The 25,913-nt window shown below is 68.9% G+C and carries 31 protein-coding genes and 4 pseudogenes; 25 read left to right on the top strand and 10 right to left on the bottom strand.

The annotated features are described in order from the left end of the window. Window positions 1–746 precede the first annotated feature (746 nt). Window positions 747–1,322, bottom strand: coding sequence for a TetR/AcrR family transcriptional regulator (locus tag ACFC09_RS32705; protein WP_376534201.1), 576 nt, complete (start codon window positions 1,320–1,322; stop codon window positions 747–749). A gap of 299 nt (window positions 1,323–1,621) precedes the next feature. On the opposite strand from ACFC09_RS32705, the gene ACFC09_RS32700 reads away from it, so the two are divergent. Together ACFC09_RS32700 and ACFC09_RS32695 are read left to right on the top strand one after the other, a co-directional pair. After that, the gene (locus tag ACFC09_RS32700) at window positions 1,622–2,383 is read left to right on the top strand and encodes an SDR family NAD(P)-dependent oxidoreductase (protein WP_376534199.1); all 762 of its coding nucleotides are present in this window, start codon (window positions 1,622–1,624) and stop codon (window positions 2,381–2,383) included. Between the two features lie 165 nt (window positions 2,384–2,548). After that, the gene (locus tag ACFC09_RS32695; RefSeq protein ID WP_376534197.1) at window positions 2,549–3,190 is read left to right on the top strand and encodes an MFS transporter; all 642 of its coding nucleotides are present in this window, start codon (window positions 2,549–2,551) and stop codon (window positions 3,188–3,190) included. A gap of 329 nt (window positions 3,191–3,519) precedes the next feature. On the opposite strand, the gene ACFC09_RS32690 is transcribed toward ACFC09_RS32695, so the two are convergent. Both ACFC09_RS32690 and ACFC09_RS32685 read right to left on the bottom strand, forming a co-directional pair. Then, window positions 3,520–4,539: a DUF2599 domain-containing protein gene (locus ACFC09_RS32690; protein WP_376534196.1), complete on the bottom strand. Its 1,020-nt coding sequence runs from the start codon at window positions 4,537–4,539 to the stop codon at window positions 3,520–3,522. A 106-nt stretch (window positions 4,540–4,645) separates the two neighbouring features. Beyond that, on the bottom strand, window positions 4,646–5,446 hold the full coding sequence (locus ACFC09_RS32685; protein WP_376534194.1) for an ISAs1 family transposase: 801 nt from the start codon (window positions 5,444–5,446) through the stop codon (window positions 4,646–4,648). Window positions 5,447–5,939: 493 nt separating this feature from the next. Here ACFC09_RS32685 and ACFC09_RS32680 point away from each other — a divergent pair, with 493 nt between their 5' ends. Beyond that, window positions 5,940–6,119: a hypothetical protein gene (locus ACFC09_RS32680; RefSeq protein ID WP_376534192.1), complete on the top strand. Its 180-nt coding sequence runs from the start codon at window positions 5,940–5,942 to the stop codon at window positions 6,117–6,119. Beyond that, window positions 6,088–6,330, top strand: a pseudogene (locus ACFC09_RS32675) (SUKH-4 family immunity protein); the annotation flags it as partial. The gene ACFC09_RS32680 and the pseudogene ACFC09_RS32675, both read left to right, overlap by 32 nt. A 149-nt stretch (window positions 6,331–6,479) precedes the next feature. On the opposite strand, the gene ACFC09_RS32670 reads toward ACFC09_RS32675, so the two are convergent. The 3 genes and pseudogenes from ACFC09_RS32670 to ACFC09_RS32660 all read right to left on the bottom strand — a co-directional run bounded on the left by ACFC09_RS32670 (window position 6,480) and on the right by ACFC09_RS32660 (window position 7,918). Then, the gene (locus tag ACFC09_RS32670) at window positions 6,480–7,007 is read right to left on the bottom strand and encodes a transposase (protein WP_376534190.1); all 528 of its coding nucleotides are present in this window, start codon (window positions 7,005–7,007) and stop codon (window positions 6,480–6,482) included. Further along, window positions 7,004–7,544, bottom strand: a pseudogene (locus tag ACFC09_RS32665) (winged helix-turn-helix domain-containing protein). The gene ACFC09_RS32670 and the pseudogene ACFC09_RS32665 overlap by 4 nt, the downstream one beginning before the upstream one ends. 56 nt (window positions 7,545–7,600) lie before the next feature. Beyond that, the gene (locus tag ACFC09_RS32660; RefSeq protein ID WP_376534188.1) at window positions 7,601–7,918 is read right to left on the bottom strand and encodes an NUDIX hydrolase; all 318 of its coding nucleotides are present in this window, start codon (window positions 7,916–7,918) and stop codon (window positions 7,601–7,603) included. Between the two features lie 92 nt (window positions 7,919–8,010). On the opposite strand from ACFC09_RS32660, the gene ACFC09_RS32655 reads away from it, so the two are divergent. Next, a complete protein-coding gene (locus ACFC09_RS32655) occupies window positions 8,011–8,208 on the top strand; it encodes a hypothetical protein (protein ID WP_376534186.1) in 198 nt (65 codons plus the stop codon). A gap of 839 nt (window positions 8,209–9,047) precedes the next feature. Here the strand turns inward: ACFC09_RS32655 and ACFC09_RS32650 are convergent. Further along, window positions 9,048–9,428: pseudogene (locus ACFC09_RS32650) on the bottom strand (transposase family protein); the annotation flags it as partial. Window positions 9,429–9,530: 102 nt separating this feature from the next. After that, window positions 9,531–9,917 (bottom strand): TniQ family protein, encoded by a 387-nt coding sequence (locus ACFC09_RS32645; protein WP_376534184.1) that lies wholly within the window; start codon window positions 9,915–9,917, stop codon window positions 9,531–9,533. Between the two features lie 740 nt (window positions 9,918–10,657). Here ACFC09_RS32645 and ACFC09_RS32640 point away from each other — a divergent pair. The 3 genes from ACFC09_RS32640 to ACFC09_RS32630 are packed head-to-tail and all read left to right on the top strand — an operon-like array spanning window position 10,658 to window position 12,175. Beyond that, window positions 10,658–11,410, top strand: coding sequence for a hypothetical protein (locus tag ACFC09_RS32640; protein ID WP_376534182.1), 753 nt, complete (start codon window positions 10,658–10,660; stop codon window positions 11,408–11,410). A gap of 24 nt (window positions 11,411–11,434) precedes the next feature. Further along, window positions 11,435–11,764 carry a hypothetical protein gene (locus ACFC09_RS32635; protein WP_376534181.1) on the top strand — a complete coding sequence of 110 codons (330 nt, stop codon included), beginning with the start codon at window positions 11,435–11,437 and terminating at the stop codon, window positions 11,762–11,764. 60 nt (window positions 11,765–11,824) lie between these two features. Further along, a complete protein-coding gene (locus tag ACFC09_RS32630; RefSeq protein ID WP_376534179.1) occupies window positions 11,825–12,175 on the top strand; it encodes a hypothetical protein in 351 nt (116 codons plus the stop codon). Between the two features lie 19 nt (window positions 12,176–12,194). Here ACFC09_RS32630 and ACFC09_RS32625 read toward each other — a convergent pair whose 3' ends face one another. Continuing rightward, window positions 12,195–13,160: an NAD(P)-dependent alcohol dehydrogenase gene (locus ACFC09_RS32625; protein ID WP_376534177.1), complete on the bottom strand. Its 966-nt coding sequence runs from the start codon at window positions 13,158–13,160 to the stop codon at window positions 12,195–12,197. Window positions 13,161–13,261: 101 nt separating this feature from the next. On the opposite strand from ACFC09_RS32625, the gene ACFC09_RS32620 reads away from it, so the two are divergent. Beyond that, window positions 13,262–13,936: a TetR/AcrR family transcriptional regulator gene (locus tag ACFC09_RS32620; RefSeq protein ID WP_376534175.1), complete on the top strand. Its 675-nt coding sequence runs from the start codon at window positions 13,262–13,264 to the stop codon at window positions 13,934–13,936. Between the two features lie 689 nt (window positions 13,937–14,625). After that, on the top strand, window positions 14,626–14,859 hold the full coding sequence (locus ACFC09_RS32615) for a hypothetical protein (RefSeq protein WP_376534173.1): 234 nt from the start codon (window positions 14,626–14,628) through the stop codon (window positions 14,857–14,859). Window positions 14,860–14,897: 38 nt separating this feature from the next. Here ACFC09_RS32615 and ACFC09_RS32610 read toward each other — a convergent pair whose 3' ends face one another. Continuing rightward, a complete protein-coding gene (locus ACFC09_RS32610) occupies window positions 14,898–15,110 on the bottom strand; it encodes a hypothetical protein (RefSeq protein ID WP_376534171.1) in 213 nt (70 codons plus the stop codon). 105 nt (window positions 15,111–15,215) lie between these two features. On the opposite strand from ACFC09_RS32610, the gene ACFC09_RS32605 reads away from it, so the two are divergent. From ACFC09_RS32605 to ACFC09_RS32535, 15 genes and pseudogenes are all read left to right on the top strand, one after another. Beyond that, window positions 15,216–15,650: a transposase family protein gene (locus tag ACFC09_RS32605; RefSeq protein WP_376534169.1), complete on the top strand. Its 435-nt coding sequence runs from the start codon at window positions 15,216–15,218 to the stop codon at window positions 15,648–15,650. Between the two features lie 5 nt (window positions 15,651–15,655). After that, a pseudogene (locus ACFC09_RS32600) lies at window positions 15,656–15,994 on the top strand (transposase); the annotation flags it as partial. A 169-nt stretch (window positions 15,995–16,163) separates the two neighbouring features. After that, window positions 16,164–16,544, top strand: a complete 381-nt coding sequence (locus ACFC09_RS32595) for a hypothetical protein (protein ID WP_376534209.1) — start codon at window positions 16,164–16,166, stop codon at window positions 16,542–16,544. A gap of 119 nt (window positions 16,545–16,663) precedes the next feature. Beyond that, the gene (locus tag ACFC09_RS32590; protein WP_376534167.1) at window positions 16,664–17,233 is read left to right on the top strand and encodes a TetR/AcrR family transcriptional regulator; all 570 of its coding nucleotides are present in this window, start codon (window positions 16,664–16,666) and stop codon (window positions 17,231–17,233) included. 47 nt (window positions 17,234–17,280) lie between these two features. Beyond that, complete coding sequence (locus ACFC09_RS32585; RefSeq protein WP_376534165.1) at window positions 17,281–18,528, top strand: MFS transporter; 1,248 nt, start codon at window positions 17,281–17,283, stop codon at window positions 18,526–18,528. Continuing rightward, window positions 18,494–19,654, top strand: coding sequence for an epoxide hydrolase family protein (locus tag ACFC09_RS32580; protein WP_376534163.1), 1,161 nt, complete (start codon window positions 18,494–18,496; stop codon window positions 19,652–19,654). Before ACFC09_RS32585 ends, ACFC09_RS32580 begins: the two co-directional genes overlap by 35 nt. 95 nt (window positions 19,655–19,749) lie before the next feature. Next, window positions 19,750–20,232 (top strand): ClpX C4-type zinc finger protein, encoded by a 483-nt coding sequence (locus tag ACFC09_RS32575; RefSeq protein ID WP_376534161.1) that lies wholly within the window; start codon window positions 19,750–19,752, stop codon window positions 20,230–20,232. 492 nt (window positions 20,233–20,724) lie between these two features. Continuing rightward, window positions 20,725–20,856 carry a hypothetical protein gene (locus ACFC09_RS32570; protein WP_376534159.1) on the top strand — a complete coding sequence of 44 codons (132 nt, stop codon included), beginning with the start codon at window positions 20,725–20,727 and terminating at the stop codon, window positions 20,854–20,856. A gap of 31 nt (window positions 20,857–20,887) precedes the next feature. Next, on the top strand, window positions 20,888–21,142 hold the full coding sequence (locus ACFC09_RS32565; protein ID WP_376534157.1) for a hypothetical protein: 255 nt from the start codon (window positions 20,888–20,890) through the stop codon (window positions 21,140–21,142). Between the two features lie 342 nt (window positions 21,143–21,484). Beyond that, entirely contained in the window at window positions 21,485–22,246 is a 762-nt protein-coding gene (locus ACFC09_RS32560) for a hypothetical protein (RefSeq protein ID WP_376534155.1), read from the top strand. Continuing rightward, window positions 22,243–22,644 carry a hypothetical protein gene (locus ACFC09_RS32555; protein WP_376534153.1) on the top strand — a complete coding sequence of 134 codons (402 nt, stop codon included), beginning with the start codon at window positions 22,243–22,245 and terminating at the stop codon, window positions 22,642–22,644. Before ACFC09_RS32560 ends, ACFC09_RS32555 begins: the two co-directional genes overlap by 4 nt. A 510-nt stretch (window positions 22,645–23,154) precedes the next feature. Beyond that, complete coding sequence (locus ACFC09_RS32550; RefSeq protein WP_376534151.1) at window positions 23,155–23,628, top strand: nuclear transport factor 2 family protein; 474 nt, start codon at window positions 23,155–23,157, stop codon at window positions 23,626–23,628. Between the two features lie 174 nt (window positions 23,629–23,802). After that, window positions 23,803–24,372, top strand: coding sequence for a TetR/AcrR family transcriptional regulator (locus ACFC09_RS32545; protein WP_376534149.1), 570 nt, complete (start codon window positions 23,803–23,805; stop codon window positions 24,370–24,372). A 362-nt stretch (window positions 24,373–24,734) separates the two neighbouring features. Further along, the gene (locus tag ACFC09_RS32540; RefSeq protein ID WP_216345511.1) at window positions 24,735–25,109 is read left to right on the top strand and encodes a PPOX class F420-dependent oxidoreductase; all 375 of its coding nucleotides are present in this window, start codon (window positions 24,735–24,737) and stop codon (window positions 25,107–25,109) included. Window positions 25,110–25,244: 135 nt separating this feature from the next. Then, window positions 25,245–25,805: a transposase gene (locus tag ACFC09_RS32535; RefSeq protein WP_376534147.1), complete on the top strand. Its 561-nt coding sequence runs from the start codon at window positions 25,245–25,247 to the stop codon at window positions 25,803–25,805. Window positions 25,806–25,913: the final 108 nt, after the last annotated feature.

The raw sequence follows: 25,913 nt of genomic DNA, 5'->3' as shown, positions 1-25,913 counted from the left end.
CAGGAGCGGGCGGGCCCCGTTTCCGGACTCCCGCCGACGTCCGGGGCACTCGGATTGCGACGACCGGTCTGGGGAGCTGGTCAACGACGGACATCGCCTTGCCGGCTGATCCCCAGCACGAACCGGACTGGTCGAACTGCGGTGCTCGGCGGACCCGTGACAGATCTCGTCGCTGATTTGCATCACACCTCCTGCAGGGTGCCGCCCCATCTTCTCGACGGTTCCCCCTCATACGGCGCAACCATTCCGGTGCGATGCGTGAGGGGGTTGGCGCATGGCGAAGCACGTCGTCTTGGAAGGGTCGGCGATCGGTGAAGCCACGCTCGCGCTTTCCCAAAGCCGGATGGCCGGGAGGTGATCAACTCGGCGAGAAATGTCTCTGCCCAGCGAGGACGAGGATTGTTGAGGTCCCTGTTCCGGCGTCAGCCGGGGGCGCTTTGCAGGTGAGCAGGCGTATCGGTTCCTACCCGCTCCGGCAGGTGCCGGGCGGTCACAACGGGTGGTCTCCCAGGCCGGGACGTTACAGATGACGGCCCGCCAGGCGGGCCGGCAGACCTCGCCTCGCCATTCGGACCAGCCGGAGGCCGAGACGCCACGAGATCCCGCGCACGAAGATCCCGAAACCGTGATGTGGACGTGGCCCGGCGACTCAGGCCCCGCACTACCTACCGCCATCGCCTACTGGTGGCTGTCGCCCGGGCCGGTTACCCATCACTGGCAAAGCCGCCGCCTGCACGACACACCCCTCAGTGGGGGCGGGTGCTCAGTCCGTCGAGGGTGAGGTCGAGGAGGCGTTCGGCCTGTTCGCGCTGGTCGGGCTTGCCGGAGGCGAGGGCGATGCCGCTGAGGGCGGCGTACATGTCGGTCGCGCTGACGTCGGTGCGGATGGTGCGGGCCGTGACGGCGGCGTCCATGAGCGAGGTGAGCGCTTCGAGCATCATCTCGCGGCTGTGGGCGTAGGGGTTGACGCCGGATTCGACGACGGCGCGCAGGGCTTCGGCCATGCCGATTTTGGCGGTCGCGTAGTCGATGAAGCGGCCCATCCAGTCCCGCAGGGCGTCGCGGGGCTCCATCGTCGCGAGGAGGCCAGGAGCGGCGTCACAAAGCCGGGCCAGTTCGCCACGGTAAGCAGCCTCGATCAGCAGTTCCCGGGTGGGGAAGTTGCGGTAGAGGGTACCGCTGCCTACGCCGGCTTCCTTGGCGATGCGTTCGAAGTGGGCGTCGAGGCCCTCCTGAGCGAACACGCGGGCCGCGGCGGCGAGGATTTTGTCCCGGTTGCGCTGCGCGTCGGCCCGCAGGGGACGCCCTGCCTCTGTGGCCATTTCAAATCTCCTGTCGTCTCTGTTTGCTAACTGGCGACGCCTCCACTTACAGTGATGGAAGTGGCGATGCCTCCACTTTCACTGTAGGGCATACATCGCCACCACTCGCCCCCTTGAGACGGGGCGGCATTCCACCGCAGCCTCCAGCCGCGAGGAAGCGCGCCCGCCGCCGGCCGGCCGCGGGTCCGGAGTGCAGCACGTGACTACGGCCTGCGTATCGCTCGCGACGTTGTGTGCACCCAAATGTCCCTGTTCCCCGCCGTCCGGCGGGAGCGAAGCAATGCCTCAGGAGATACGAAATGACTCGCTCGCTCGAGGGAAAGACCGCTGTCGTCACCGGTGGCGCGTCGGGCATCGGCCTGGCCATCGCCAAGGAGTTCGTGCACAACGGCGCTGACGTCGTCATCACCGACCTCCAGCAGGAGCAGGTCGACGCAGCAGTCGCCGAGATCGGGCCGAAGAGCTCGGGCATCGTCGCCAACGTCGCCAAGCTCGCCGACATGGAAGCGGTCTACAGGGAGGTCATCGCACGCCACGGCCGCCTGGACACGGTGGTGGCCAACGCCGGCATCGGAGCCCACGCCCCCCTCGACAAGATCACCGAGGAGGAGTTCGACCGGACATTCAACGTCAACGTCAAGGGCGTCCTGTTCACCGTGCAGCCGGCCCTGCCGCTGCTCAAGCCCGGCGGCACGATCACCGTCATCGGCTCCACCGCCTCCATCCAGCCCCCGGTCGGCATGAGCCTGTACGGCGGCGCGAAGGCTGCCGTGCGCAACTGCGTGCGCGGTTGGATCCAGGACGTCAAGGGTTCCGGGGTCCGCATCAACGTCCTGAGCCCCGGCGCGGTCGACACCGAGTCCCTGCGCCGCGCCCTGGCGCTCGCACAGGGTGTCGACGCCGTTCCTGCCGCGGTAGCGAAGATGGGCGAGGGCAACCCCACCGGCCGCATCGCCGCCCCCAGCGAGATAGGCACCGCCGCGGTGTTCCTTGCCAGCGATGCCGCCAGCTTCATCACCGGCGTCGAGCTCTTCGTCGACGGCGGCATGGCCCAGGTCTGAGGGCCCAGCCAGTTCGGGCGGTGCCACACCGGCATCCCCGTACCGGTACACACACCGCCGCGAGCGGTGACGCATTCGACTCCGTCCCGCCGGCCCGGCAGGCACATCGCTGCCTGCCGGTCGGCGGGATGGAAGCCAGCGACAGGATCCGAAAGGAGAATCAGCATGCAGGAGATCGAGAACAAGGTCATAGCCATCACCGGGGCAGGCGGCGGCATCGGAGCGGCCATCGCACTACTGCTGGCCGAGCGCGGTGCGAAGGTCGTCCTCGGCGACCTCAACGCGGACGCCCTTGACGCCCTGGCGACACGCATCACGGATGCCGGCGCCGACGTGGCCTTCGCCCACGTCTTCACCGCCGCCTCACTGGTCGGTGGCCTGGCCACCTCCCCCGGGATGCTCGTCGCGGCACGGGCCGTTCAGGGCCTCGGTGCGGCCCTGGCCGCTCCCGGCGTCCTCGCCCTGGTCATTACAAGCGTCCGTGACGAAGCAGCCCGCCACCGCTCACTGGCCCTGTTCTCCGCCGTCGGCGTGGGCGGCGGCAGCCTCGGGCTCGTCCTGGGCGGCCTCGTGACCGACCTCGGTTCGTGGCGCTGGACGATGTTCATCAACGTCCCCATCGGCATCGCCGTACTCGCCCTCGCCCGCCGCTTCGTCACCGGCCCCCCGCCGCCCCGGCCGCTTCGACTGCATCGGCGCCATCAGCGCTACCGGTGCCGCCATCGCCGTCGTCTGGGCAGTGATCGGCGCACCCGACCACGGCTGGACCTCACCCCGGTACCCCGGGGCCAGAAGAGGCCGTCCTAGACATGACCGCATTGGCACCATGAAAGAAACGAAGTTAATGGCATCAGTGACACCAGTGGCACCGACACCAGTGACACCAGTGAAATTCCGCAGGTGGGAGAGGTGCGTTTCCGGCGGCCTTGAGGAGGTCTTCGTCAGTCTCCGAAAAAGCTGTAAGCGGCCACTCATGGAGCGTGAGAACGGGCGCCCATGAAGAGCCTCCCTTCGCCTCCTCCTGGGGCACGGAAAGGCCCCCTCCAGCAGGCTGCCGGAAGGGGTGCCGTTCACCTCGCCTCACGCGTCGACCAGACCTTCCTGCACCTGTCCGGGCGTTTTCGTTCAGCCCGTGATCAAGTCCAGTTGCACTTGTGGATCGCCACAAACAGGGCGTCCGTGGCGTACGTCCAGCTCACGTTCGGCCTCTCCGACTCCAGATCCCACGAATTGCCGGTGTTCCAGCTGCCGTCGGACTCCTGGCGCGCGTACGCGGCGTGACACGCATACTGCTCACGCAGAGATTCCGCCTCGTCGGTCGTGTCCAGGCGCAGCGGATTCGGCGTGTTCGTCCACACCTCCTGCCATCCGTCGGCGGCCTTGTCGATGCCGCCCCGGAACCCGGCGTCCGTCGGGAAGACCATCAGCACGAACTTGTCCGAATCCGTCGGCAGGTTCACTCGCACCCGCTTGACGAGGCTGCCCGGTGCCTCCACCTCGTAGCCGGTGCACTCGCCGTCGCAGCCCTCCGTCGCGCCGCCCGGAATCCAGAACAGCGTCGCACCCGAGGCGAACTTCTGCGTCACCAGCCGGTACGTGTGGACCTGCCCGGTGTCGACATCCGTCCATGAGCCGGTACCGTCCGTCTCGTCGGACGCCGGGTAGCCGAACGCGCTGTTCTCCCAGCCGTACTCGCCCCACGTCGCGCCGATCTTCCCCCATACCGGGTGGGCGCCGGTCGCCGCCGACCAGTACACGGTGCCGCCCTCGAACTCCTGGCGCACCCCCTTGCCGTCCGCGTTCTTCAGCTCGTCCGACTTCGGGTAGCCGAGCGCGGACGTCTCCCAGCCCATCGCCTGCCACTTGTCGCGCACCGCCCCCCATACCGGGTGGGCACCGGTCGCCGCCGACCAGTAGATCGAGCCGTCCTGGAAGTGGGTGTACCGGCCGCGCCCGTCGGGAGTGGTCATCTCGTCCGTCACCGGGCATTTCAGCGGCGAGGACACGTCACCCATCGCGATGTACTTGTCGAGGATGGCGCCGGAGACGGTCTTCCCGCAGAAGTCGCGGTCGGCTGCGGCTGCCGGGGACGACGTAAGGAAGGGGGCGGCCAGGCAGGCTGTTGCGAACAGGGCGAGTTTCCGAAGTGTTTTCACCCCGGAAAGTTACCGGGAAAAGAGGTGCGCGAGGAGAGGAAATCCGGTCGGGCTGCACCGGAATTTCCCCCTTCCTCGCGTCTTCCCGGGCAGGCGTGATGCGTGCTCATCCCATGAGCCCGAATTCGCGTAGGGCGTCGGTGGGGTGGTTGCGGTAGTGGTCGTTGGCGGCGGCGTTGTTGGTCCATCCCGCGAGATGGGTGGGGCTGATCGCCAGGCTGCGGAAGATGGCGAGCGCGCGGGGCAAGCTGCCGGTGCGGGCCCGGCAGGCGTCCTCGCCGAAGGTCACGTCTCTGACAAAGTGCTGTGCCTCGATGGCCCGTTGGCCGCGTAGGACGCGGGCGAGGGTGGCCGCGTCGGCGGTCTGGGCGGGGGCGGTGGTGATGCCGGGTTCGGCGTCCGCGTGGATCTTCCCGTCGCCGCGGCCGGTGGTGTACCGCTCGACGGGCAGGGCTCGGGTGGCGTGCGGGAAGTTCACTTGCCTCGGGGCCAGAGGCTGGACGCGGACGATGCGGATCTCGTGGTGGCCGCTGTTGGTCTCCTCGGCGCGGACCACGGTGATGTGCGGGTTGGTGTGCTCGTCCCAGTCGAGCGTGTCGAGCTGGGCGAAGAGGGTGGAGCGGTTCTCCTTGACCGGAAAGAGGCCGAAGGCGCCGCGTCGGTGCAGGTAGTGGGCGTGGTCGGCGACGGCGTGCAGGGCGTCGGCGGTGACGATCGCGCCGGTGATGTCGGCGATCAGGTCCAGAGCGGCGGTGAAGTGGAGGGTCTCGTGCGGCTTGTGGCGCATTTCGCGCTGGGCGAGCATCACGCCGGGGTCGGCCTGGTAGACGCCGAGCAGGTGCAGCTGCCGGCCCTGTTCGTCGCGGGCGCCGCGGACCGTCTTGCCGCCGACGGCCAGCTGCAGCACGGGCGGATCGCCGGCGATGCCCGCGAGTGGGTCGGCCGCGTGGGCCTGGACGAAGGTGCCGACCGCTCCTAGCCGACGAGGTCGAGTTGTTTGGCGAGTTGACGGGAGGTTGGCAGGGCCGGTCAGGATGGCATGCGGGCGCGGCCTTCTCGATCATGCTGAGTGGTATCAACGTGGTCATGGATGGGTCGCGCCCTTCGACGTTCACCCGGCCCCCTGTCCGAGATCCGAGCACGCATCACGCCTGCCCAGCTGGCGAACGGAACTCATTCGTACCAGCCCTCCGACGGACCCCGTTTGGGGACGGTCGTGGTGGACCTGCTGTCCGCGCTGTTGGCTCACGCCCTCGACGCCGACGCCCTTCTCTCCCCGGAGTCCCACCGGCAGACCCTCGTCTTACGCATCCGGGCCTTCGCCCGGCGGTCGCCCGACAAAGTCCACCCGTCTCGGCCTACGGTGTTGCCTGGGCACTCCGTGTTGAGAAGATCTCCCCGTGAGCCAACCTCTGCCGCAGTTGCCGAAGCCCGAGTTCGTCTTGATCCATGTTGAGGCTCCGCCCGAGGTGCCCGCCCAGATTGCTGTCGATCTCGGTGAGACCGGCATTCCGGCCGGGTTGATCGGATACGAGTACCGGCCGCTGAGTGAGGCGGTGTTCCTCGGGGGAGATCGGTGAGCGGGGGCTGATCGCCATCGCGACGAGTGGCCTGTTCGGACGCATCGCCGTCGACGCTGCCACTGGTCACGTGGTGCAGATTCCCAAGATCGATTCAGCGAGGGCTCCCCGTCTCGTGAACAGCGATCTCGGCTCCTTCAACCAATGCGTGGCCGCGGTGATCGCGCGCTTCCCGTTCTATGCGGACGGCGACGAGGACAGGTACGAGGCGGTGGCGGAAGAGCTTCGGGATCTCATCTCCGGCATCGACGAGGCAGCTCTCGCGCACAACGGAGATTCTGGGAGACGTTCTGCGACGACGTGGCGATGGGGGACTACGAGGACTGGGATGCATGAGCCAGCAGCGAACTCCGCCCTTGGTCAGCCGTCCATGACCAAGTCGACACCGACCAGACGGCCATCGACCGGCTCGGGGCGGTACTGGATCTGCTTGAGCCTGCGCTTGACGGCACGGGTGATCTGGCCGAGGTCGGCTGCGGCGAGGTTACCGATATCGTGCTTGACCAGCGACCAGATGCTCCCTTGCAGGCTCAAGTCCGGTGAGTAGCTCGCAAGTTGGAAAATGGTGAGCCAGTCCTCATGGTCGGCGATGAACTCGCGCAGCGGTTCGACCAGGTGCATACGCAGGTTGTCCCACACGAGCACGATCGGACCCCCGAGCTGGATGTGGGCCCTGACCAGCAGGTCGCGCAGGTCGCGCCAGCCGATGCCCTTCGGCTCGCCCTTGCGGCCCCGGTACTCACGCACCGAGTAGAACATCCGGGACCGCTTCCCCGGCTTGTAGCAGCTCAGCCCGGCCATCGACACCCGGCCCGAGCCGCGGCCACGCACGCGGACCACCGGAGTGCGGCCCCTGCGTCCCCAGCTCCTCGCTCGCGGCGGCGTCATCGACTGGCCGGCTTCGTCCTCGAAGACGATCCAGCCGTCGCACGCCGCCGCGGTGCTCTCACCAGCGGCCAGGTCTCCTTCCTCCAGACCTCGACCGCCCGGTTGCCGCGCTCGATCGCACGCCTGGCCGGCTGCTGCCAGGACCAGCCATGCCGCCTCAGCAGCCGCCAGGGGCCCTCCACCGTGTAGCTCACGTGGAACAAGCGGCCGATCAGCGTCTTGATCCGAGCCAACGTCCACCGCTGATCCGTCCAGCCATGGACCAGCGGCCCGCGCTGCAACTCCCGCTCCGAGCCTGGTGATCTGCGCGTCGCTGAGCCTCGGTCGCCCTGGCGATCCCTTCGACAGAACCCCGGCCTCGCCGCACTGCCTCCACGCCTGGCGCCACCGCTCCACCGACCGCTCACTGACCCGCAAGGCGGCAGCGATCTCCCGGCTCTTCTGCCCGCCCTCGAAGCGTTCCACGGCCTGTAGCCTGATCCGCTCCCTGGTGGCCCTCCCGGCGTCGGTCAACCCTCCGCCCTGCGCGTATCTCACGGTCCACGGCTACCGGATCGGCCCGGCTGCCGTCAGGCGAACGGTTCCGACATCACTCAATCAAGTTCAGTACCTTCGGCCTGTTCGGCCTGTTCAGCCTGTTCAGCGTTGAGGCCGGCTTCCTCTTGTAGCTTGCGGGCGAGGTCGCCGTCGAGGTTTTCGCGGTGCTCGACGTTGCCGTCGGGCGGGGTGCAGTGGGTGGGGTCGGCGCGGTCGCGGTGTTTGAGGGCGACTTCGTCGCCGCGGAAGACGAGCGCCCCAGTGCGGGTTTTGGTCCGGGAGAACGGGGTGGCCGTCAGCTGCTTTGGAGTGCGCGTCGTGGTGGGCGGTATCGCGGCCGTGCACGGGGGCCCGAGGCAGTGCATGGCGATCATGTCCGTGAAGATGGGCGCGCCGGGCCAGCGCTGGGCCGACGGCGTTGGTGTTGCGCGGGCCTGGCAGGACGGTGGGGATGGTGGATGGGACGGTGAGGCATGATGGGCGGCTGTGGGACCTGGGGGCGGAGGCGTTCCGCACCGGTCGGATGCTTGCGGGGCACAGCGAGCAGCCGGTGACGATCCGGGAGCAGCCGCGTACGGCGCTCGGGAACATCGATTCCCTCGCCTACGACGTTGGTGTGCCGGGGGAGTGGTCGATCACCGAGCGTCTGGACATGGTCGAGTGAGTCCTGTTCGCCTTGGTTCGTGCGCCGGGTGTTGACCGGGACATGTTCTGAGCTTGCCGGTTTTGAACAGCTGCGGCCCCGGATCACCACCCCAGGTGTTGGCGCTCGTATGGAATCTGATCGGAGGGTTGTCGGTGTTGCTTCCTCGGTGGCGGCGAGTGCCTGGTGGTGGCGGGCGGCGGTGAGGGAGCCGTGGTGGTCGGGACCGCTCGGGCTGGGCACCGCGATCATGATGATGCTGGCCGGGCGCGGCGTGGTCGCCCCGGCCGCCGATCGCAGCGTGTCCTCGCCCAGTGCGACGACATCCTCGCCGCGGCCGCGCCGGAGCTCGCCGGTCACGTCCGGCCGTGGCGTTCGACGCGGCCACCGGCCGCCTGGACGTCGTACCTGATGCCCCCGCGTACGGCAAGAAGCTGCGTCTGGAGCGCGCCGAAGCTGGCGCCGACGCCAACGCGAAGGTCCCGGTGCGAACGTCCTTACAGGGTGCGCCAATTGATGCGACGGCTCGGCGCCCGCACCCGCTTCCAGGCCGGCTACCAGCTCGCACGCACCCGCCGCGACGGGACGCGACGTCCCCCGTCGGAATAGCTGGGTCTCGGCGATGCGCAACAGGCCACAGGCCGTAGGCGCTCCGATCAGGCCACCGGGCGAGATCGTCTTTGACGTGAGCGCACCTCGGCGAGCCCCCGATATGACCGGACCAGCCCAAGCCGGCCCTGCACCTTCCTTCCCAGTGAGCAGTGTGCATCGTGAAGTTGCAGGTCACGGGTGTGGTGTGTGCGCGGGGTTCTCGATACTCGTGCCGGTCGCCGGCGGATGACTTCGGTGAAGATCGTCGGTCAGCGGGAGACTTCGCGGTTCGTCAGGACCAGTAGTGCCCTCACCAGGGCAGATGCCCACTTCGGGTCGGTGCGGACCTTGCCGAGGACTCGCCAGTTCTTGAGAGGGGCGAAGCCGTGCTCAACCGGCGCCCGGACGGTGAGCAACGCCTTGTTGGACAGTTTCTGCCCTCGGGTCAGGGGCCGGTTGCGGGCGGCCTTGTAGCCGGTGATCACTGCCGGGTCGCTGTCGTCGAGGCCGATGAAGCCCAGGTCGGTGACGGCGCCGAGCCCGGCCGCCCGCAGTTTCGCGGTGAGCTGGTCGCGACGGCAGGCGGTGACCTCAGAGGAACGTCCGGGGCGGGCCGCCGAGACCCACAGCAGGCGGACCCGGTCGTCGGTGCAGCGCCGGCAGGGCACATCGGGCAGGACCCGTGCAGCCGCCCGTCCCCGAGCCACGGCCCCGGCCAACGCCGGTAAACCGAGACCTGATTGCGGCCCGCGTCACCGGGGGGCGAGGAGCACGGAGTTGTCCCGGACGTAGGCGTCGAACACGGGCTGGGTGTCCTCGATCGGCGCGGTGACCCCTTCGACAGACCTCGGCTTCCAGCCGGCCAGCGTCATCGCCCGCAGCCGGGCGATCTCGACGCCGGTACGTTCGGCCAGCGCGGCGAGCATCGCCGTCGGCGGGTCGCAGTCGAGGTCGTCCGGCACGGCCAGGTCCGCCAGGCCGAGGTTGCGGGTGAGGAGATTCAGTACTTGGATCTCGTATGGGCGGACCAGCTGGTCCAGCCACGACGACAGCGACTCCAGGGGGCCGGGCTGCGGGTGCAGCGGCCACCGCCGAACCTTGTCAGATCTCCGCTCGTGGAAGGTACGGTCGTCACACAATCCCCAATGGTCGGCGGCCTAACGGCCCTGGATGTCGTTCTGCTGCGCCCCCAGTCTCTCCCGCCTTCGCTGCGGTCCTGCCCGATCTGCGCCAACTGATCCGCCACCTGTGAAGATCGCTGGTCCCTGTCCTCAGGGAGCCCGTGGCGTCCTGGTCGGCATGGGCGATCACGAGCAGCAACGATTCCCGCGGCGGGGCAAGGTCCTGGACGCCTTCGCGCGGGTGGAGCGGAAGGTCTTCACCCGGCCCGCGCCGAAATCCGCAAAGGCGCAGCTGAAGTTCCTTCATACGGTACGAAGGACTCAGCGAAGGACCTGGCGGCGCGCAGGGCAGTGAACTTCCACGACAGCACGTCCTTGGTCCCCGGCTTGTACCACTCGTTCGCGGGCATGAACGGAGGTACGTGGGGATCTGCTTCACCATTTGTACTGCCGGGAGCGGAACTCGACTGGCGGACTATTCGTATGTCCGTCTGTCAAGGATGCCAGATGAGTTGCCACACGGATGTGCCGTTGTGCGATGGACAGGGGGCCGGATGAGGAGAATCCAGATTAGGGGCCGTCGTCCCGATCTCCGACGCCGCAATACGTGGCAGCGACGGACGTTGGCGAGGACGCACGGCCGGAGCCGGGGCCCCGGCCGTCCACGCCGCACCACGTGGCCGCAGCGCTCCCTCGGCTGGATCATCACGGCAAACAAGGCATTACTCGCCGCGATCAGTGCCGGTCTCGTCGGGATCGTGACGGCTTGGGTCACGGGGCTGCCGAACCTTCTCGTTGAACAGCTGAGCGAGCCGGCGCAGCCGCTGACTGTCACGGGCACTTCTTCACCCGGCAGTCCGGAGACGGCATCCGGCAGTTCAGAGTCGGCGGGGAAACATCCTGCGCAGCCGACCGAAGAGGACTGCGATCTTGCAGGCGTCTACGCCGTACCTGGCACTCGGTATGCCATCCGGTCTCGCTCCACGGCGGATCTGTCCGCCTGGCTGAAAAATGCCGCCGATCCCGACGTGACGTCAGGCGACTACGTGTTGCAGGCCAGAGCCGGCCAGACGGTTGTGGTGACGGCCTTCCATACAGTCCTGATCAAGAGAGTTCCGGCACCGCCGGCAACGGTGGTCACCGTCTTCCCTCCCTGCGCGGGCGCCCCCTTGATCTTCTATCACGCCTCGGTGGACCTCGACGCGGCAGATCCCACACCGAAGCTCACAAAGACGGTCAACGAGACCAAGAGGGTGCCCGTCGACCGTTTCGAGGACACGGTCACCAACGACTCACCGCTGGTCCTCGATTTCGAGGCATCGTCCGCCAAGTACGACGTGACATGGAAGTTTCGAATCGACTACACCGTCGACGGCCAGTCGAAAACCGCCTGGATCCCCGACGCTACGCATGCGTTCCACACACTCGCGACGCGAACCGACGCCCCAGCACTGACCTATACCCCCGGAACTGGCGGCATGTGGACGGCACGGAAAGGGGCGCCAAGCTGACATCGCCCGCGTTCTGGCGCCGGCATGCACGCCGCCGACGCCCGCCAGGAGGCCGGCTTCCCCGCAGCCTCTACGCCCGGTGAAGGCGACGCCGATGACCGCAGTGTGGCCTGCGTACTGCTGACCAATGACCCGATGGACGCCAAGGCTGCGCTGGCCGCAGCCCGCCTGCCCGCCCCGCACCTGTCCCGTGACGACATCCCCCACAAGGCGAAACGCGGGAACGGTCCCGAGCCTCCCGCGGCCGCCGCGCCTCCGCGTGTTGGGCGCTGTCGACGGCTGTGGCAGTTCGCGGGGCTGCACTGCCGCGGCGGGCCGCGCGCAGGTTCGATGTACCTCTTCATCAGCCTATGAGGGATACCCACATCGTTCGTGTCCTCTGGAGTACATCGTTCGTGTCCTCTGGAGTACTTGATGACCTCTGCTGCTGCCGCGCCGGCAGCTCTCCAGGTTGGCGAGCGACGGCCGGGGCAGCACGGACCGGAGCCGCTCGGGTCCCACCAGGACGACGGGCATCCGGCGGTCACGGTCCTGGAACAGGCTCCACAGCGCGTAGACGTACTGCAGTGCCTCCGTGCGCAGCAGATGGGCATCACGTACGACCACCACCGGCCGGGAACGCCGTGCAAGTTCGTCCTCGACAGCCCGCTGCGCGTCGGGATCGACCGCCTCAAGAGGCACCGCGCCGTCGCCACGCGGTACGACAAGCTGGCGGTCCGCTACGAGGCGACCGACCTCATCGCCGCCGTCAACGAGTGGCTGTGATCAGCACCTCCACCGACACCTACGCGACCCTGACCACGTACTTGCCCTGGACGCCGCCCGCCTCCAGCGCCTGGTGTGCCGCTGCTGTCTCCTCCAGGGGGAAGACCGTGTCCACTGCAGGGCTCAGCTTCCCCTCGACGACATGGCGGGCGAGGTCCTCAAAGTCCGCCCGCGTGGGGTTGCCGCTGAAGATGCGCACCCGGCCGTGTCCGTGCACCGTGCTGGCCGCGAGGTAGCCGAGCGATGCGACGGGCCGTTTCAGGTCGAAGGCGATGGTGACCATGCGCCCGCCGGAATTCAGTAGGCGCCGGAAGGCCCGCAGGTCGGTCCCCGCGGTGTCCAGGACCACGTCGAAGCGGCCCAGTTCCGCCGGCCGCACGGTCCGGTGGTCGACGGCCTTGTGCGCGCCGAGGCCGCGGACGAAGTCGAGGTTGGCTGCGCGGGCGAGGGCCGTGACCTCGGCGCCGTACGCCCGTCCGAGCTGGACGGCGGCGTTGCCGACACCGCCCGCCGCGCCCCGGACGAGGAGTCGTTCGCCGGGGCGCAGCCCGGCTTTGTCCCGCAGCGCGGTGATGGCCGTGGTGGCCACCGGCAGCGCGGCGGCGTCCACCAGGTCAAGGCCGTCGGGGAGCCGGCCGACCCGCTCGGCCGGCACGGTCACGTACTCGGCAGCGCTGCCGAACCCGGAGGTGCGGCCCAAGCCCCCCCATACGCGGTCGTCGGCCGCGAACCGGGTGACTCCGGCACCCAGTGCGGCGACCTCGCCGGTGAAGTCCAAGCCGACGCGCTTGGGGAATTTCCGGCCGGTCAGGAGGCGGAGACGGCCGGCACGGGCTGCCAGTTCGCCGCCGTTGACGCTGAACGCGCGCACCTTCACAAGGACCTCGCCGGGGGCCGGCTCGGGGCGTGGCACGCGGCCCGTGTAGAGCACATCGGGGCCACCGTAGCGGTCGTAGAGCACTGCTTTCATCATGCGGTCGTTCATCGTTCTGCCTTTGCCGCCGGGGGCCGTACAGGGGTCTGGCATCGACCGTAAGCTCTTAAGTGGACGCACTCGTCCGTTTGGACCGGAAGTGAGAGACAGTGATGGCGGAATCCTCTCGGATCACAGCCCGGGTGCGGGCGGACGCCCGGCGCAACCGGGAGCGCGTCCTCGTCGCCGCCCGTGCGGTCTTTGCGGAGCACGGGATCGACGCCCCGATGGCGACCGTGGCCCGACGGGCCGGGGTCGGCGTGGCGACGCTGTACCGGCATTTCCCGACCCGGGACGCTCTGGTGGGGGCCGCGTTCGCGCAGCAAATGGAGACCTGCGGGCGGGCGCTCACCGAGGCTCTGGCCGCCCCTGACCCGTGGCAGGGCTTCCAGCAGCTGGTCGAGACGGTCTGCGCCCTGCAACGGGAGGAACGCGGGTTCCAGGCCGCGTTCGTCGCGGCCTTCCCGGAAAGTACGTCGGAACACGCGCAGTCCCGGCAACGAGCCGAGCGGGACTTCACGACCTTGGTACGCAGGGCCCAGGCGTCGGGCGCGCTGCGGGCCGATTTTCACCCTTCCGACCTCGCCGTGGTCCTGTTGGCACACTGCGGTCTGGTGGCCGCCCTACCGGATGATAGTGCAGCGTCCCGGCGCCTGGTGGCCTATCTGCTCCAGTCGTTCCGCACCGACACCGCCAACAAACCGCTGCCCCCGCCGACTGCGCTGACACTGCGCAGCCTCCCGATTGCAACTGACAGTCCCCAGGGGCAGCAGCCCCCCAGAGCCTGACATGAAACAGTGCCCGCGGGTCCCGCCGGCAGCCGCGCGACCGTCGCCGCCGGACGCCCGCGCCCGGTGTCCACCGACCCGGGGCACAGCTGCAACCAGCCCGCCGAACCCGTCGTCAGCACCACCGGCTCGTCGTCGCCGTCCGCGCCAGCCGCCCGCTCCCCGAAGGCCCGCTGAGCCTCCAGCGCTACGCCGCCTCTGAACACCTCACCATCTCGCGGCGCGGACGCCTGCACGACCCGATCGACGACGCCCTGACCATCCGCGGCCACGAACGCCGTGTCATCGCCGCCGGGCCCACCGCCGCCTTCGCGTTGCAACTCGCCCTCGGCCCGGACCTGGTGGTCACCCTTCCCGACGCGGTCGCCCGCGCCACCCGGGACCAGCTCGGCCTGATCACACTGCCGCGGCCACTCCACATGCCCGACATCCGTGGCACCAGCGCTACGACGACGACCGCGCCCACACCTGGCTACGCGACCTGGCCACCGAAACCATCCAGGCACTGTTCACGCCACCAACCGCCTCCCAACACGCCCTCACCGCCTGGCCCGGGCAGTGACGGGTACACCCGGGAACAAGCCCAAGGAGGCTGAATCCCGTTCTCCGGTTCTGACTCAACTTCTGTGGTGCGTGCATGCTGAGTAGTGAGGTGGGGAAGACGGTCCCGGCTGGTTAGGCTCCGACATATGAGCGGACCGGTTTTGGTGATCGAGTTGGCGGCGGCCGTGCCCGCCACGGCGATCGACCGGCTCCGCGAACTGCTGGTTCGCTCCCCGGCACGGTTTGAGGAGGAGCAGGTCGGCAAGTACGACGACCTGAACGTGTACGCGGAGAGCCTCGGCATGCCGCACTCCGGCGGCGTCGACCCGCGGAGGTGTCGGCGTACTCGCGAAGGTGGCCTTGGCAAGATTTCCGTGTAGCTGGGGTGTGCCACCATGCCGGTGACGCTCCGTCACGGCTAGTGGAGTCGTACTCTGGCCATGAGGATGACGCGGCGGCGGAGCACCGGGACCCCCGCGCGTCCAACCGTGATCCGTTTCTGGAGCTTCGGATCGGCGATGCGGCCTTCGTTGACGCCGGAGTTGAACGGGGTGGTGATGCCCTGCACGACTGCGTGCTGGTCCTCGCGGATGGCTTTGGCCAGGCTGGCCAGTGCTGTGTCAACGGCCATTGAGCCGTCCCCGCCCGCGGCCTTGAGACTTCCCCGCTGGTGGAAGGCATGATCGGTTCTGATCCACTTCTTGTCGGGCGATGACGTAGCGTCACGAGTAGCTGGATGAATGCCTGTTCGTGTGATTGCAGCGTGCTCTCGGTGGCCTTCCCGCATCTGGCGTCGGTGGTGGTGGAACAGGCCCTGGTCGACGATGGCGGGGTGGCGATCACAGCGCGTTCGGTGACCCGGGAGGCTGCCTGCCCTGGGTGCGGCACGCTGTGTGGCCGTGTCCACGGCGGGTATCGGCGACGGCTGGCGGACCTGGCGGTGGCTGGGCGGAGAGTCGTGATCGACCTGGCGGTGCAGCGGTTCCTGTGCCAGGCGTGGTCATGCGCACGCCGTACGTTCGTCGAGCAGATAGGCGGGCGGCGGGCTCACCGAGCGGTTCGTGCGCCGCACTCCCGCACTCCGTCGGACGCTGGAGCGGATAGCACGCGGGACATCCGGCCGCCCGGCTGGCCGCGCACCTGTCGGTCCCCGTCAGTGCGACCTCGCTGATCAGGATGGTGCGCAAGCTCCCGGACAAACAGCCCTCAACCGCGCCTCGTGTGATGGGTGTGGATGATTTCGCATTCAAAAAGGGCCACGTGTACGGCACGATCATCTTGAACGTGGAGACTGGCAAGCGTGTGGACGTGCTGCCCGACCGCACCTCGGAGACGCTCACCGCCTGGCTCCGCGACCACCCCGGGGCCGAGATCGTGTGCAGAGACCGAGTCAGCGCCTACGCCGAAGCCGTCCGCACCGTCCGCACCGTCTGCCCCGACGCCACGCGGGTCGCGGACAGGTACCGCCTCTGGAAGAACCTGTGCGAAGCCGTCGAGAAGTGCGTCGCCCAGCATCGCACGTGTCTTACCGGGCCCGCCGAGGACACGAGCACCGGCAACCCCGCGGCCGTGAAGGCTGGCCCGACCGCCGACGACGTACCAGACGAGCCCGCGCGCGGAAGGGCCCCGCGCGATCAAGCGACGCGAGCGCCATGCCGCAGTGCATGCCCTGTACGACAAGGGCGTGCAGATCGAGGTGATCGCCAAGACCCTCGGGCTCGACCGCAAGACCGTGCGACGCTACGTGCACGCCGCCACCCCCGAGGATGCATCCCTTGGCACCGGCTCCCGCCGCTACGGCCAGATCCACGCCTATTCGTCTTATCTTTACCGGCGGTGGAACGAGGGCTGCACGGACGCGGCACGGCTTCACGCGGAGATCACCGAGCTCGGCTACCTCGGCAGCAAGCGGACTGTCCGCCGTCATCTGGAACAGATCCGGGCCAGCGGCAAGCCCGCACCCGAGAAGCCCAAGGAGATGTCGGGGCCGAGGGCGCGGGTGGGGCTGCAGCACGTTCTTCGTGAATATGCGAGCTCGGTGACATTGATCTCGCACACCGGATAAGTACATCTGTTCTTTAGTGGTGTACGTTTGTTCTTATGGGTAGGGAAACTTGGGAAGTCTCTGGCGGCGCCACAGGAAGCGAAGCCGGTGGCGAGCACCAGCGTCGGTCCGCCACCGCTATGGCGGGCGAGGGGCGGGTTCGTCGGCATGATCCGGAGCGCAGGACGCGCATCCTGGACGCCGCTCTCGATGTGCTCGTGACGGACGGGACGGCCGGTATCACGCACCGGAAGGTCGCCGCCCGTGCGGACGTGCCGTTGGGATCGGTCACCTATCACTTTTCGAGCCTGGCCGAGCTTCAGGCACAGGCGTTCGCCTGGTACGTCGAACAACGCACAGCGGAGTTCGAGGAGCTCTTCACGAAGGTGGAGGCGCACCAGGACCTGGTCGAGGTCCTGGTGGAGCTCGTACAGGGAGGACCGTCCCGCCGCCGCAGTGCGGTCCTGGGCTTCGAGTTGCACCTGGCGGCTCTGCGCGATCCCACGCTGCGCGCCCTCACCCAGAAGTGGACCAAGGACAGCCGGGCCGTTCTGGCCCGCTTCACCGGGCCGGAGATCGCGGGCCGTCTGGACGCCTTGCTCGAAGGACTGATCATGCATGCGCTCCTCGCGACGGAGCCGGAGCCGCGGGAGGCGACGCGGGCGGCGATCGTGCAGGCCCTCACTCCGGTCGCCGGACGGGAAACGTGAACGCGGGTGCCGCCCTTGACCCGCGCCCGCGAGAGATCGCAGCTGGAGTGAGGTCTACGTACGCGGTCTTCGCCGCCCTGGGTCTCGCCGTGGCGACGTGGGCCTCCCGGCTGCCGCAGATACGTGCGCGGATGGACTTGGATCCGGCGTCGCTGGGGCTTTTGCTCCTCGTGATCGCTGTCGGCGGTGTCGTGGTGCTTCCGCTGGCCGGGGCGGTCGTCACACGTCTCGGGCCCCGCCGGGCCGTCACCGCTGTGGCCGTGCTGGTCGGTGTCGGTCTCGGTGCCGTGGCGCTCGGGTACGCCCTCTGGGCGCCGCTGCTGGTGGCCGGGCTCTTCCTGCTGGGCGCGGCCACGGGCTTCTGGGACGTCGCGGTGACCGTGCACGCTGCGGCCGTCGAACGCCGGCTCGGCCGGCCGGTCATGCCTCGCTTCTTTGCCGCGTTCAGTCTCGGTACGGTTGCCGGTGCCTCTTTTGGTGCGCTGATGAGCGCCTGGCGGGTGCCCGTGAGTCTCCACATCGGCGCGGTCGCCATACTCATCGCCCTCGTGACGCCTGTGGCCGCCCGGCATTTCCTCCCCGAGTCCGTACCCCGCATGGCCGGTGCGCCGCGGGTGAAGGCATCCCGCCCCGGTCTGGCCCCCTGGCGTGAACCTCGCACGGTGGTCATCGGTCTCACCGCGCTGACCTTCGCGGTGGCGGAAGGGGCAGGGAGCAACTGGATCAGCCTCGCCGTCATCGACCGGCACCACACCACGGCTGCCGTCGGGACCCTGACCTATGCCCTGTTCCTCGCTGCAGTGACGCTGGGCCGCTGGTTCGGGCCGGCGATCGTCGACCGGTCGGGCCGGCCGGGCGCGCTGCGTGCGGCTGCCGGCGTCGCAGCCGTCGGTGTCGTCCTTTTCGCGCTCGGACCAAACACCTGGACGGCATCGGGCGGTGTACTGCTGTGGGGAACGGGCGCGGCGCTCGGCTTCCCTGTCGCTCTGAGTGCCGGTGCCGATGAACCCGTCCATGCCGCGGACCGGGTCGGAGCCATCACCTCGATCGGATACTGCGGCTTCGTCGGCGGCCCTCCTCTGATCGGATTCCTCGCCGGCCGGACCGGTCTCGTACATGCCCTGCTTGTCGTCGCGGTCTTCATGACCTGGGCCGTCACCCTCGCGGGCGTCGCCCGCCACGACCCGCCGGTCTCACCCCCACCGTCCCAGACCCCCACTTTCGTCACACCGAGGCCGTCTGCACACCAAGGAGAACCACATGCCGATCAACCCGCCCGTGATCGCGGTCAGTGACGCCGAACTGGCAGAACTCCGCGCCCGGTTGAAGGGCACGCGGTGGGCCGAGCCCTGGCCGGTCAGCGGCTGGGAGGCCGGTACCGACGCGGCGGAACTCCGCCGTCTCGTCGCGTACTGGGCCGGAGGCTACGACTGGCGAGCCCACGAGGCCGCCATCAACGCCCTCCCTTCCTACCTCGCCGACATCGACGGAACACCCGTGCACTACCTCCGGTTCGACGGCGAACACCCGGACGCGCTGCCCATCGTCCTCACCCACGGCTGGCCCAGTTCCTTCCTCGAACTCACCGTCCTCGCCGACCGGTTGGCCGCCCCCTCCCGGTACGGAGGGGCAGCCGAGGACGCCTTCACCGTGATCGTCCCTTCATTGCCCGGATTCGCGTTCTCACCTCAGCGGTCCACGCTCAGCGACGCGGAGCAGACCCACGACCTCTGGCACCGGCTGATGCACGACGAAATCGGCTTCGAGCGGTACGCGGCGCACGGCGGAGACCTGGGTGCCGGCGTCACCTCGCGCCTCGCCGAGGCCCATCCCGAGGCGCTCGTCGGCATTCATCTGACGGCCGTGGCAGCCCCGGCGGCCTACGACGCGGCCGGCCTCACCCCACAGGAGCGGGCCCACCTCGACTCCGTGGCGGCCTGGCAGGCACAGGAGGGCGGCTACCAGCACCAGCAGAGCACCCGCCCCCTCACGCTGAGCCAGGGCCTGGCCGACTCGCCCGCCGGCCTGCTCGCCTGGTTCGTCGAGAAGTACCGCGCGTGGAGCGACTGCGGCGGCGACCTGTCCGCGCGCTTCACCGACGACTTCCTCCTCACCCAGGTCTCCCTCTACTGGTTCACCGGTACGGTCTCCACCTCCTTCCGCCCCTACTACGAGTACGCACACGGCCTGACCAAACGCGTGAAGCGGGTGAGCGTTCCCACGGCCGTCGCCCTGTTCCCCGCCGACCTGAGCCGACCACCACGGAGCTGGGCCGAACGCACCTACACCATCACGCGCTACACGCACATGCCCCGCGGCGGACACTTCGCAGCCCACGAAGAACCCGGCCTACTGGCCAACGACATCACCGAGTTCTTCCGCGCCTACCGCTCCCCTTCGATCCCTCGATCCGACGCCTGACAGCGGAGATCGATCGTGGCATCGCCCGGAGGGCTGACTCTTCGCATGGCTGACGCTTCGGCTGTCCTTTGCGGGAATCGTCGTCCTGCCGGGCGGTGCCATGCGCAGCCACCGCCTCCGCCCGGCCGGCCACGCGTCGGCAACAACGTCCGCCGCAGACTCAACACCGGCGGCAACCGCGCGCCGCCGAAGCCCAAGCCGCCCTGGCCGGTGCCGAGCAACTGGCCACCGAACGCACCCCGACCCGCGCACCGGTCGCCGTCACCACACCGCAGCTGCTCGCCGTCATCGCCACCAACCCCGGCTCCCGCGCCCGCCGCGTGCTCAACGACCTCGACGTGGACGTCGCCGACATCAGGCGCCTGCTGCACTGCTACATCAACGTCCCCCGCACCGCCTTCGGCCGGCGCTCCCGCCGCGGCCGGCCCGGCAAGAAGCCGACGGACCGCTGCTCCTTCTGCGGGCACACCCGCAGCGAAGAGCACCGCCTGGTCGCCGGGCCCGGCGTGTGGATCTGCGCCGATTGCGTTGAGATGTGCAGCGAGATCCTCGCCCGGCCAACTGAGGCAGGAACGTGACGGCCAGCCAACCCCAGCCTGCCCAAGCCCTGGTTCAGAGAAATGACGAGTCCGAACGTGATGAGCTCCGGACCAGGTGGCGGGGGGCATGGCATGGCGAGCCTCCGCTGTGGCCCGAGCATCATCAGCCTACGGCGGCCGGAGTGGGCTGTGCCCGGCCGGGCGGAGGTGCTCAGCGGCTTCAGAAAGCGCCGCTGAGCCGCACGGACGTGACGAGCGACGGCGATGTGCGCGGTGGTGTCCTACGGGGCCGCCGTTGTAACGGCCGCGAAAACAACGGATATTGTTGACCGGGGACGATGCCGCCCAGAGAACCCTGTTGGCCGGGCGGCTCGCAGCGGTGGAAGGGCGGACATGTCACGGGCACAGAAGATGACGGTTGCCGCGCTGATAGTGGCGACCGTCGGCTTGGGCTGGAAAGGCCGGGGTTGGCTCTATTACATCTGGGCCACGTGGCGCGAAAGCAGGGAATGAGTATCCACCGGGCATCCCATGGGCGCCACCGCTCGTCTCGCCGTCTGCGCCATGCCCGGCCGTGAGACCCGGCCCATCGATGCCGGCCTCCGCCGTGACGGACTCACCAACGACGGCCGCTTCTGGCTGCTCCGGCTCCGGTCCTGGTGACACGGACGCCGTTGAGGATGCGGTGGAGGCCATGGCGACCACCGCACTCGCCCTGCTCCGGGCGCACCCGGCCACCGCAGTGGCGACGGACACCGTTGCGCGGACCTTGGCCCGGCTCCGCCAGGACCTCGGACCTCCTGCCGCCGAGCACGGCACCGACGAGCACGAGGACCAGGCCGTCACTCCGCCCACCCCGATCCGCCGACCCCGTACGGCCCGCCGCAGCCTCGGCCCCGGCTTCCAGGGCGTACGGATTCCGCCGGGCCGTACCGCGTCCGGGCGGTAGAGGAGCGCGGTTGAGACCGCCTCGCTGACCCGGCTCTTCGCGACGCCGGACGAGATCGGGACGGCGGCCGCGTGGCAGGTGATCGTGCACGAGGCGTGGAACCTGTCCGTGGTCAAGAAGATGGACGTGCCGTCCTAGCCAGTGGCCGAACGCGGACCGCGAGGAGCCGGCGGTGCACCAGGTGGACACGGACAAGGCCCGGCGCGGCCGGCGCCGGTACACGAGCACACCCTCGTCGATGTCGGCGAGGGCTCCGGCGGCCGGGCTCTGCGTCACGTCCCGGAGCTCACCGCGCATGCACGAGCGACCCTGGAACTGCTCGGGCGGCCCACGGCCAGGCTGTTGGTCGGCCACCGAGGTCTGGGCGGGGCCGAGAACCTGCGCGACTACGCCACCGGCAACGTCCTGGACGCGGCGATCCGGCGCTGGCAGCAGCACGCCCGCGCCGACGGAGTGGCTCTCCCGCAGCGGATCCACGCCCAGGCGCTGCGGCACAGCGCCCAGGCGCACCACGGCCGGGCCCGCAACAACACCCAGAGCACCCACGAGAGGGACTACCAGCTGCTGGACGAGGGGGTTCGCGATGCATCGCGCGGCGCGGTGGAACTCGGGCTCGCCCAAGCCCTCGCCTCTGCCCGGCAGACGGTGGCCATGCGGCTGGTCGACCAGGTCGACGGCGACACCGAGGCTGGCGCCGAGCTCGTGGCCAAGGAGACCGAGGTCGACATCGAGGTGGCCCGCCGGATCGTGGCCGGCCGGCTGCGGACCCCGGTCGCCTCGTGCGCGGACTTCCTCAACTCCGACCACAGCGCGGCCGGGACGCAACGCGCGGTGTCGTTCCTGCTGTGCTTCGCCTGCCGCAACGCGGTGGCCACCGGCCGCGACCTGCCCCGCATCGCCTACCTCCACCAGGCGCCGGAGTCGCTGCGTTCGGCGGTGACTCCAGCGGTGTGGTCCGCGGACTGGGCTACCCACCACGCCCGGATCGGCGACTTCCTGACCAGCTACATCACCACCGACAGCAGGCCCCGCCTCGTTGCCGCGGCGAGCGAGCCGGACCGGGAGCTGATCCACGCGATGCTGGATCGGAGGCTCGACCCGTGACCACCCCGTCCGCCGACCCGGCCGGGCCCGGATTGATCGAACCGGCGCCCGATGCGTTCGTCCTGCCCTTCGCCCGCCTGCGGCCCGGCTTCGACCCGGCGAAGCTGCCGCGCTTCGGCGACCTGGCCTGGCCTCTGGCGCTGATGAGCGGCAAGGAGTCCCACCGCTCCCTGGTCGTCGACTGGAGCCGGTGCCCCGCAGCGCGCGCTGCGGCCGACGTTGATGCGCGCGGCGTTCGCCGAACTGAACGTGCCGACTCCGGCCGTCCTGCTCCAGCAGCGGGCTTCGCGCTCGGTGACCCAGCCGGCCAGCCTGCGCCACTACTTCCAGACCTGGATCCGATTCGCGACCTGGCTCACCACCCGCGGCATCACCGAACTCGGCCAGGTCACAGCTGATGACCTTCAGGCGTACGCCGAGCACCTGCGGCCCAGCGAGCGCCGCTGGCGCACCGACAGCCAAGACCCTGTGGGCCATCCCCAGGCTATGGGCGTACGCGCCCGTCCTGCCCGAGCGCGACCGATTGGTCACGCCGCCCTGGGAGGACCCGGCCGCAGTCATGACCGACTTCCTCGGCACCAACGTACCGCATGCCATCGGGGGCTCGACGGGCATCGCCATCACGGTGGCAATGAGTTGGATCTCGGTCGGGCTGCTACCGAAAGCGCGGTGAGACCGCAGGCCAGGAGCGGTGCTTCGCCTGCTAGGTGAGCGTCACCGATCTCATACGAGCGCGGTGCCGACCGTGAGTGGCACCGCACGCAGGCCAAAGGTTTGAGTTTTGCGACTACCCGTCGTAATCTATGCGACAGGTAGTCGCATAAAGGTGCGCCACCCCCGCGTCGCCGCAGCGAACAGGCGCCGCCGGAGCAAATAAGGCCGCCGGAGCAAATAAGAAGGGGTTCCCCATGAACGCGCTCAGTGATCGCGCTGATCTCCTCGAACTGATAGGCCGGTACGCCGACATCGCGGACCTGAAGGAGTTCACCGAGCTGCCCGGCCTCGTCCTGGCCGACCCGGTCACGGTCGACTTCGAGTCGGTCGCCGGTATTCCGCCCATGACCGTGCCGCTCGGCGACTACGTCGAGGCTCTCCGCGGCGCTTTTGCACCTTTCATCGCAACGCACCACACCATCACCGGTCACGTGATCGACATCGATGGCGACCGCGCGACCGTCCACGCGCACGTCCGCGCCGAACACTGGGTCCCGCAGGAGCTGGCCGACGGCGGACCCGATCGCTGGCTGGTGGTCGGCTTCTACGACAACGAGGCGGTCCGCACGGCGGACGGCTGGCGCCTCAGCCACGTAAGGCTCACTGCGAGCCACCAGGAGAACCCGCATCTCGCGGGTGCCGCCCTGGCCGCTGGGCAGGACGCCTAGCGGCGAAGGCCGAAGTTGACCCACGCGCTTCTTGAGATACAGCGCACGACACGCGCCCCGCACGGCCGCCGTGCAGGGCGGGGAGACAGATCCGGGACGCGAGGAAAGCCGCGACGAGGAGAGGATGATCGGATGCCGCGGATCCGGGGAGCCAGCATAGAAGAGCACCACGAGATGGTGTGGTCCGACCTCGCCGAGGCGATGCAGCAGCTGCTGCTCGAACGCAACTACGACTCGATCAACATGGGCCATATCGCGGCTCGGGCCGGGCTCGCGCGCAACACGCTGTACAACTACGCGCGCGACAAGCGTGGTCTGGTCATGGCGCTGACTCAGCGGGCGAGCCGGCCCATGCTTGAGTGTGTGGCCGCGATCGCCGCGCGGTCCTCGGACCCGGCCGCGGAGCGGATGCGGGAGATCATCGAGGCGGTCCTGAAGGCGTGCGCGGACCAGGCCATGCAGCTGATGTTCCAGCCGGGCTCCGGCCCACTGGTCGCCGAAGTACCGAAGGGGCCGGACAACCCGTTCAACGCGATCGTGGTCGAAGTGGAGAACGTCGTCCAGGACGGCATAGCGCGCGGGGAGTTCCGCGACGTCGGCGATGTGCACCTCACGGTGGAGCTGCTGTCCGGTGCCCTACGCGCCGGTGCCGAACGCATCGGCCGGGACCCGGCCGCCTTCACGGCCGCGGTCCACGCCGCGCGGGAGATCATCCTCGCGTCTCTGGCCCGCCGCCCGGACTAGGACGTTGCGACCTGCGTGGCGTCTGAACAGGTGGCGCTGGCGGCGCGACAGGTCGGCGCACCCCACCGCGCAGCGTCTCGCCGGGCCCCGACCTCCGCCGCCGCGTAGGTGCGCTTCCCACCCGCCGTGCGGTACAGCGCGACGGCATCATTCCTGGACTCCACCGGTATACGGAGACTTACGTCCTACCAGGACACCCTTCCTCGGATCTACAAGATCCACTGGTCAGAGTGTCCACACCACGGGAGGCGCCGCAGAACACGCCGCCATCCTCGGCATTGACATGGAAATCGTCCGACTCGCCCCCCGGGGCCAGAGGGTCGGACCATCACGAAAGATCGGGGCTACCGAGCGTGCCAGCCATGGACGAGATCCGACGCAGCAAGTACATCAGCCTCACCACCTACCGCAAGGACGGATCCCCGGTCCCGACGCCCGTCTGGCATGTGGCAGGTCCTCAGGGCGAGATCCTCGTCGTGACGCCCGCCGGCTCCTGGAAGGTCAAGCGGATCCGCAACAACAGCGCCGTGACCGTGACCGTCTGCGATCTGCGGGGGCGGACCTCCACGGGCGCAGCGTCCCTTCCCGGCACCGCCCGGCTGCTCGACCAGGACAGCACCATGGCCGCGCAGGACCTGCTCGGCAAGCGGTACATCACGTCCCGGATCGGCAACTGGTTCGTCAAGGTTCTACACCTGCCCAAGAAGCCGAATATCGCCATCGCCATCACCTTGTGAACTGCGTACGCAGCATGGTAATTGAACAGTCCGCCGACGCCGCGTGTAACCGGGGCGCCCGCCGGTACCTCCCTTGACTCCGTCCCTTCCGCTCAACATCTGTACGAACGAGAGCCGTCGGTTCACTATGCCCATATGCGCTGCCGTGACGGTGGTGCTGACCGCTGCCGAACGCCCCCGGCTGAAGACACCTACGGCCGCGGCGGAGCCCTGGCCTGCCTGGCCGCCTACGACGTCCACCACGCGAAGGTACTCGGCCGCTGCGAACCACGCACCGGCATCGGCCCGTTCACGAACCTTGTCACCCAGGTCATGAGCCGCGAGCCGTACGCCAGCGCCAAACGCGTGTACTGGGTGGTCGACAACGGCTCCTCCCACCGCGGCAAGAAGGCAGCCAACCGACTCGCCACCGCGTTCCCGAACGCGGTGCTGGTCCACACCCCGGTGCACGCTTCCTGGCTGAACCAGGTCGAGGTCTACTTCTCCGTCGTACAGCGCAAGGTCGTCTCGCCCAACGACTTCACCGACCTGGCCCAGGCCGCGGAGCGGCTTCGAGTCTTCGTAGACCGCTACGACGCCACGGCACAGCCGTTCCAGTGGAAGTTCACCGCCTCCGACCTGAACGATCTGCTGGCCAGGCTCGACCGGCATACCGCCCATCACCCAGAGAAATCCTCTACCGCCCTGGCAGCATGACCAACCCACGAAGGACTTCCGGAGCCGACCACTTAGCGATCGCCAATGCCTGCGCCAGCACCTCCGGGTCGAGCCGCTCGCCGAACATCACCGGCGCGGACTGCGTAG

This window comes from Streptomyces sp. NPDC056161 (assembly GCF_042268025.1).
GTDB lineage: Bacteria > Actinomycetota > Actinomycetes > Streptomycetales > Streptomycetaceae > Streptomyces.
This window is presented reverse-complemented; position numbering and strand designations above follow the sequence as displayed.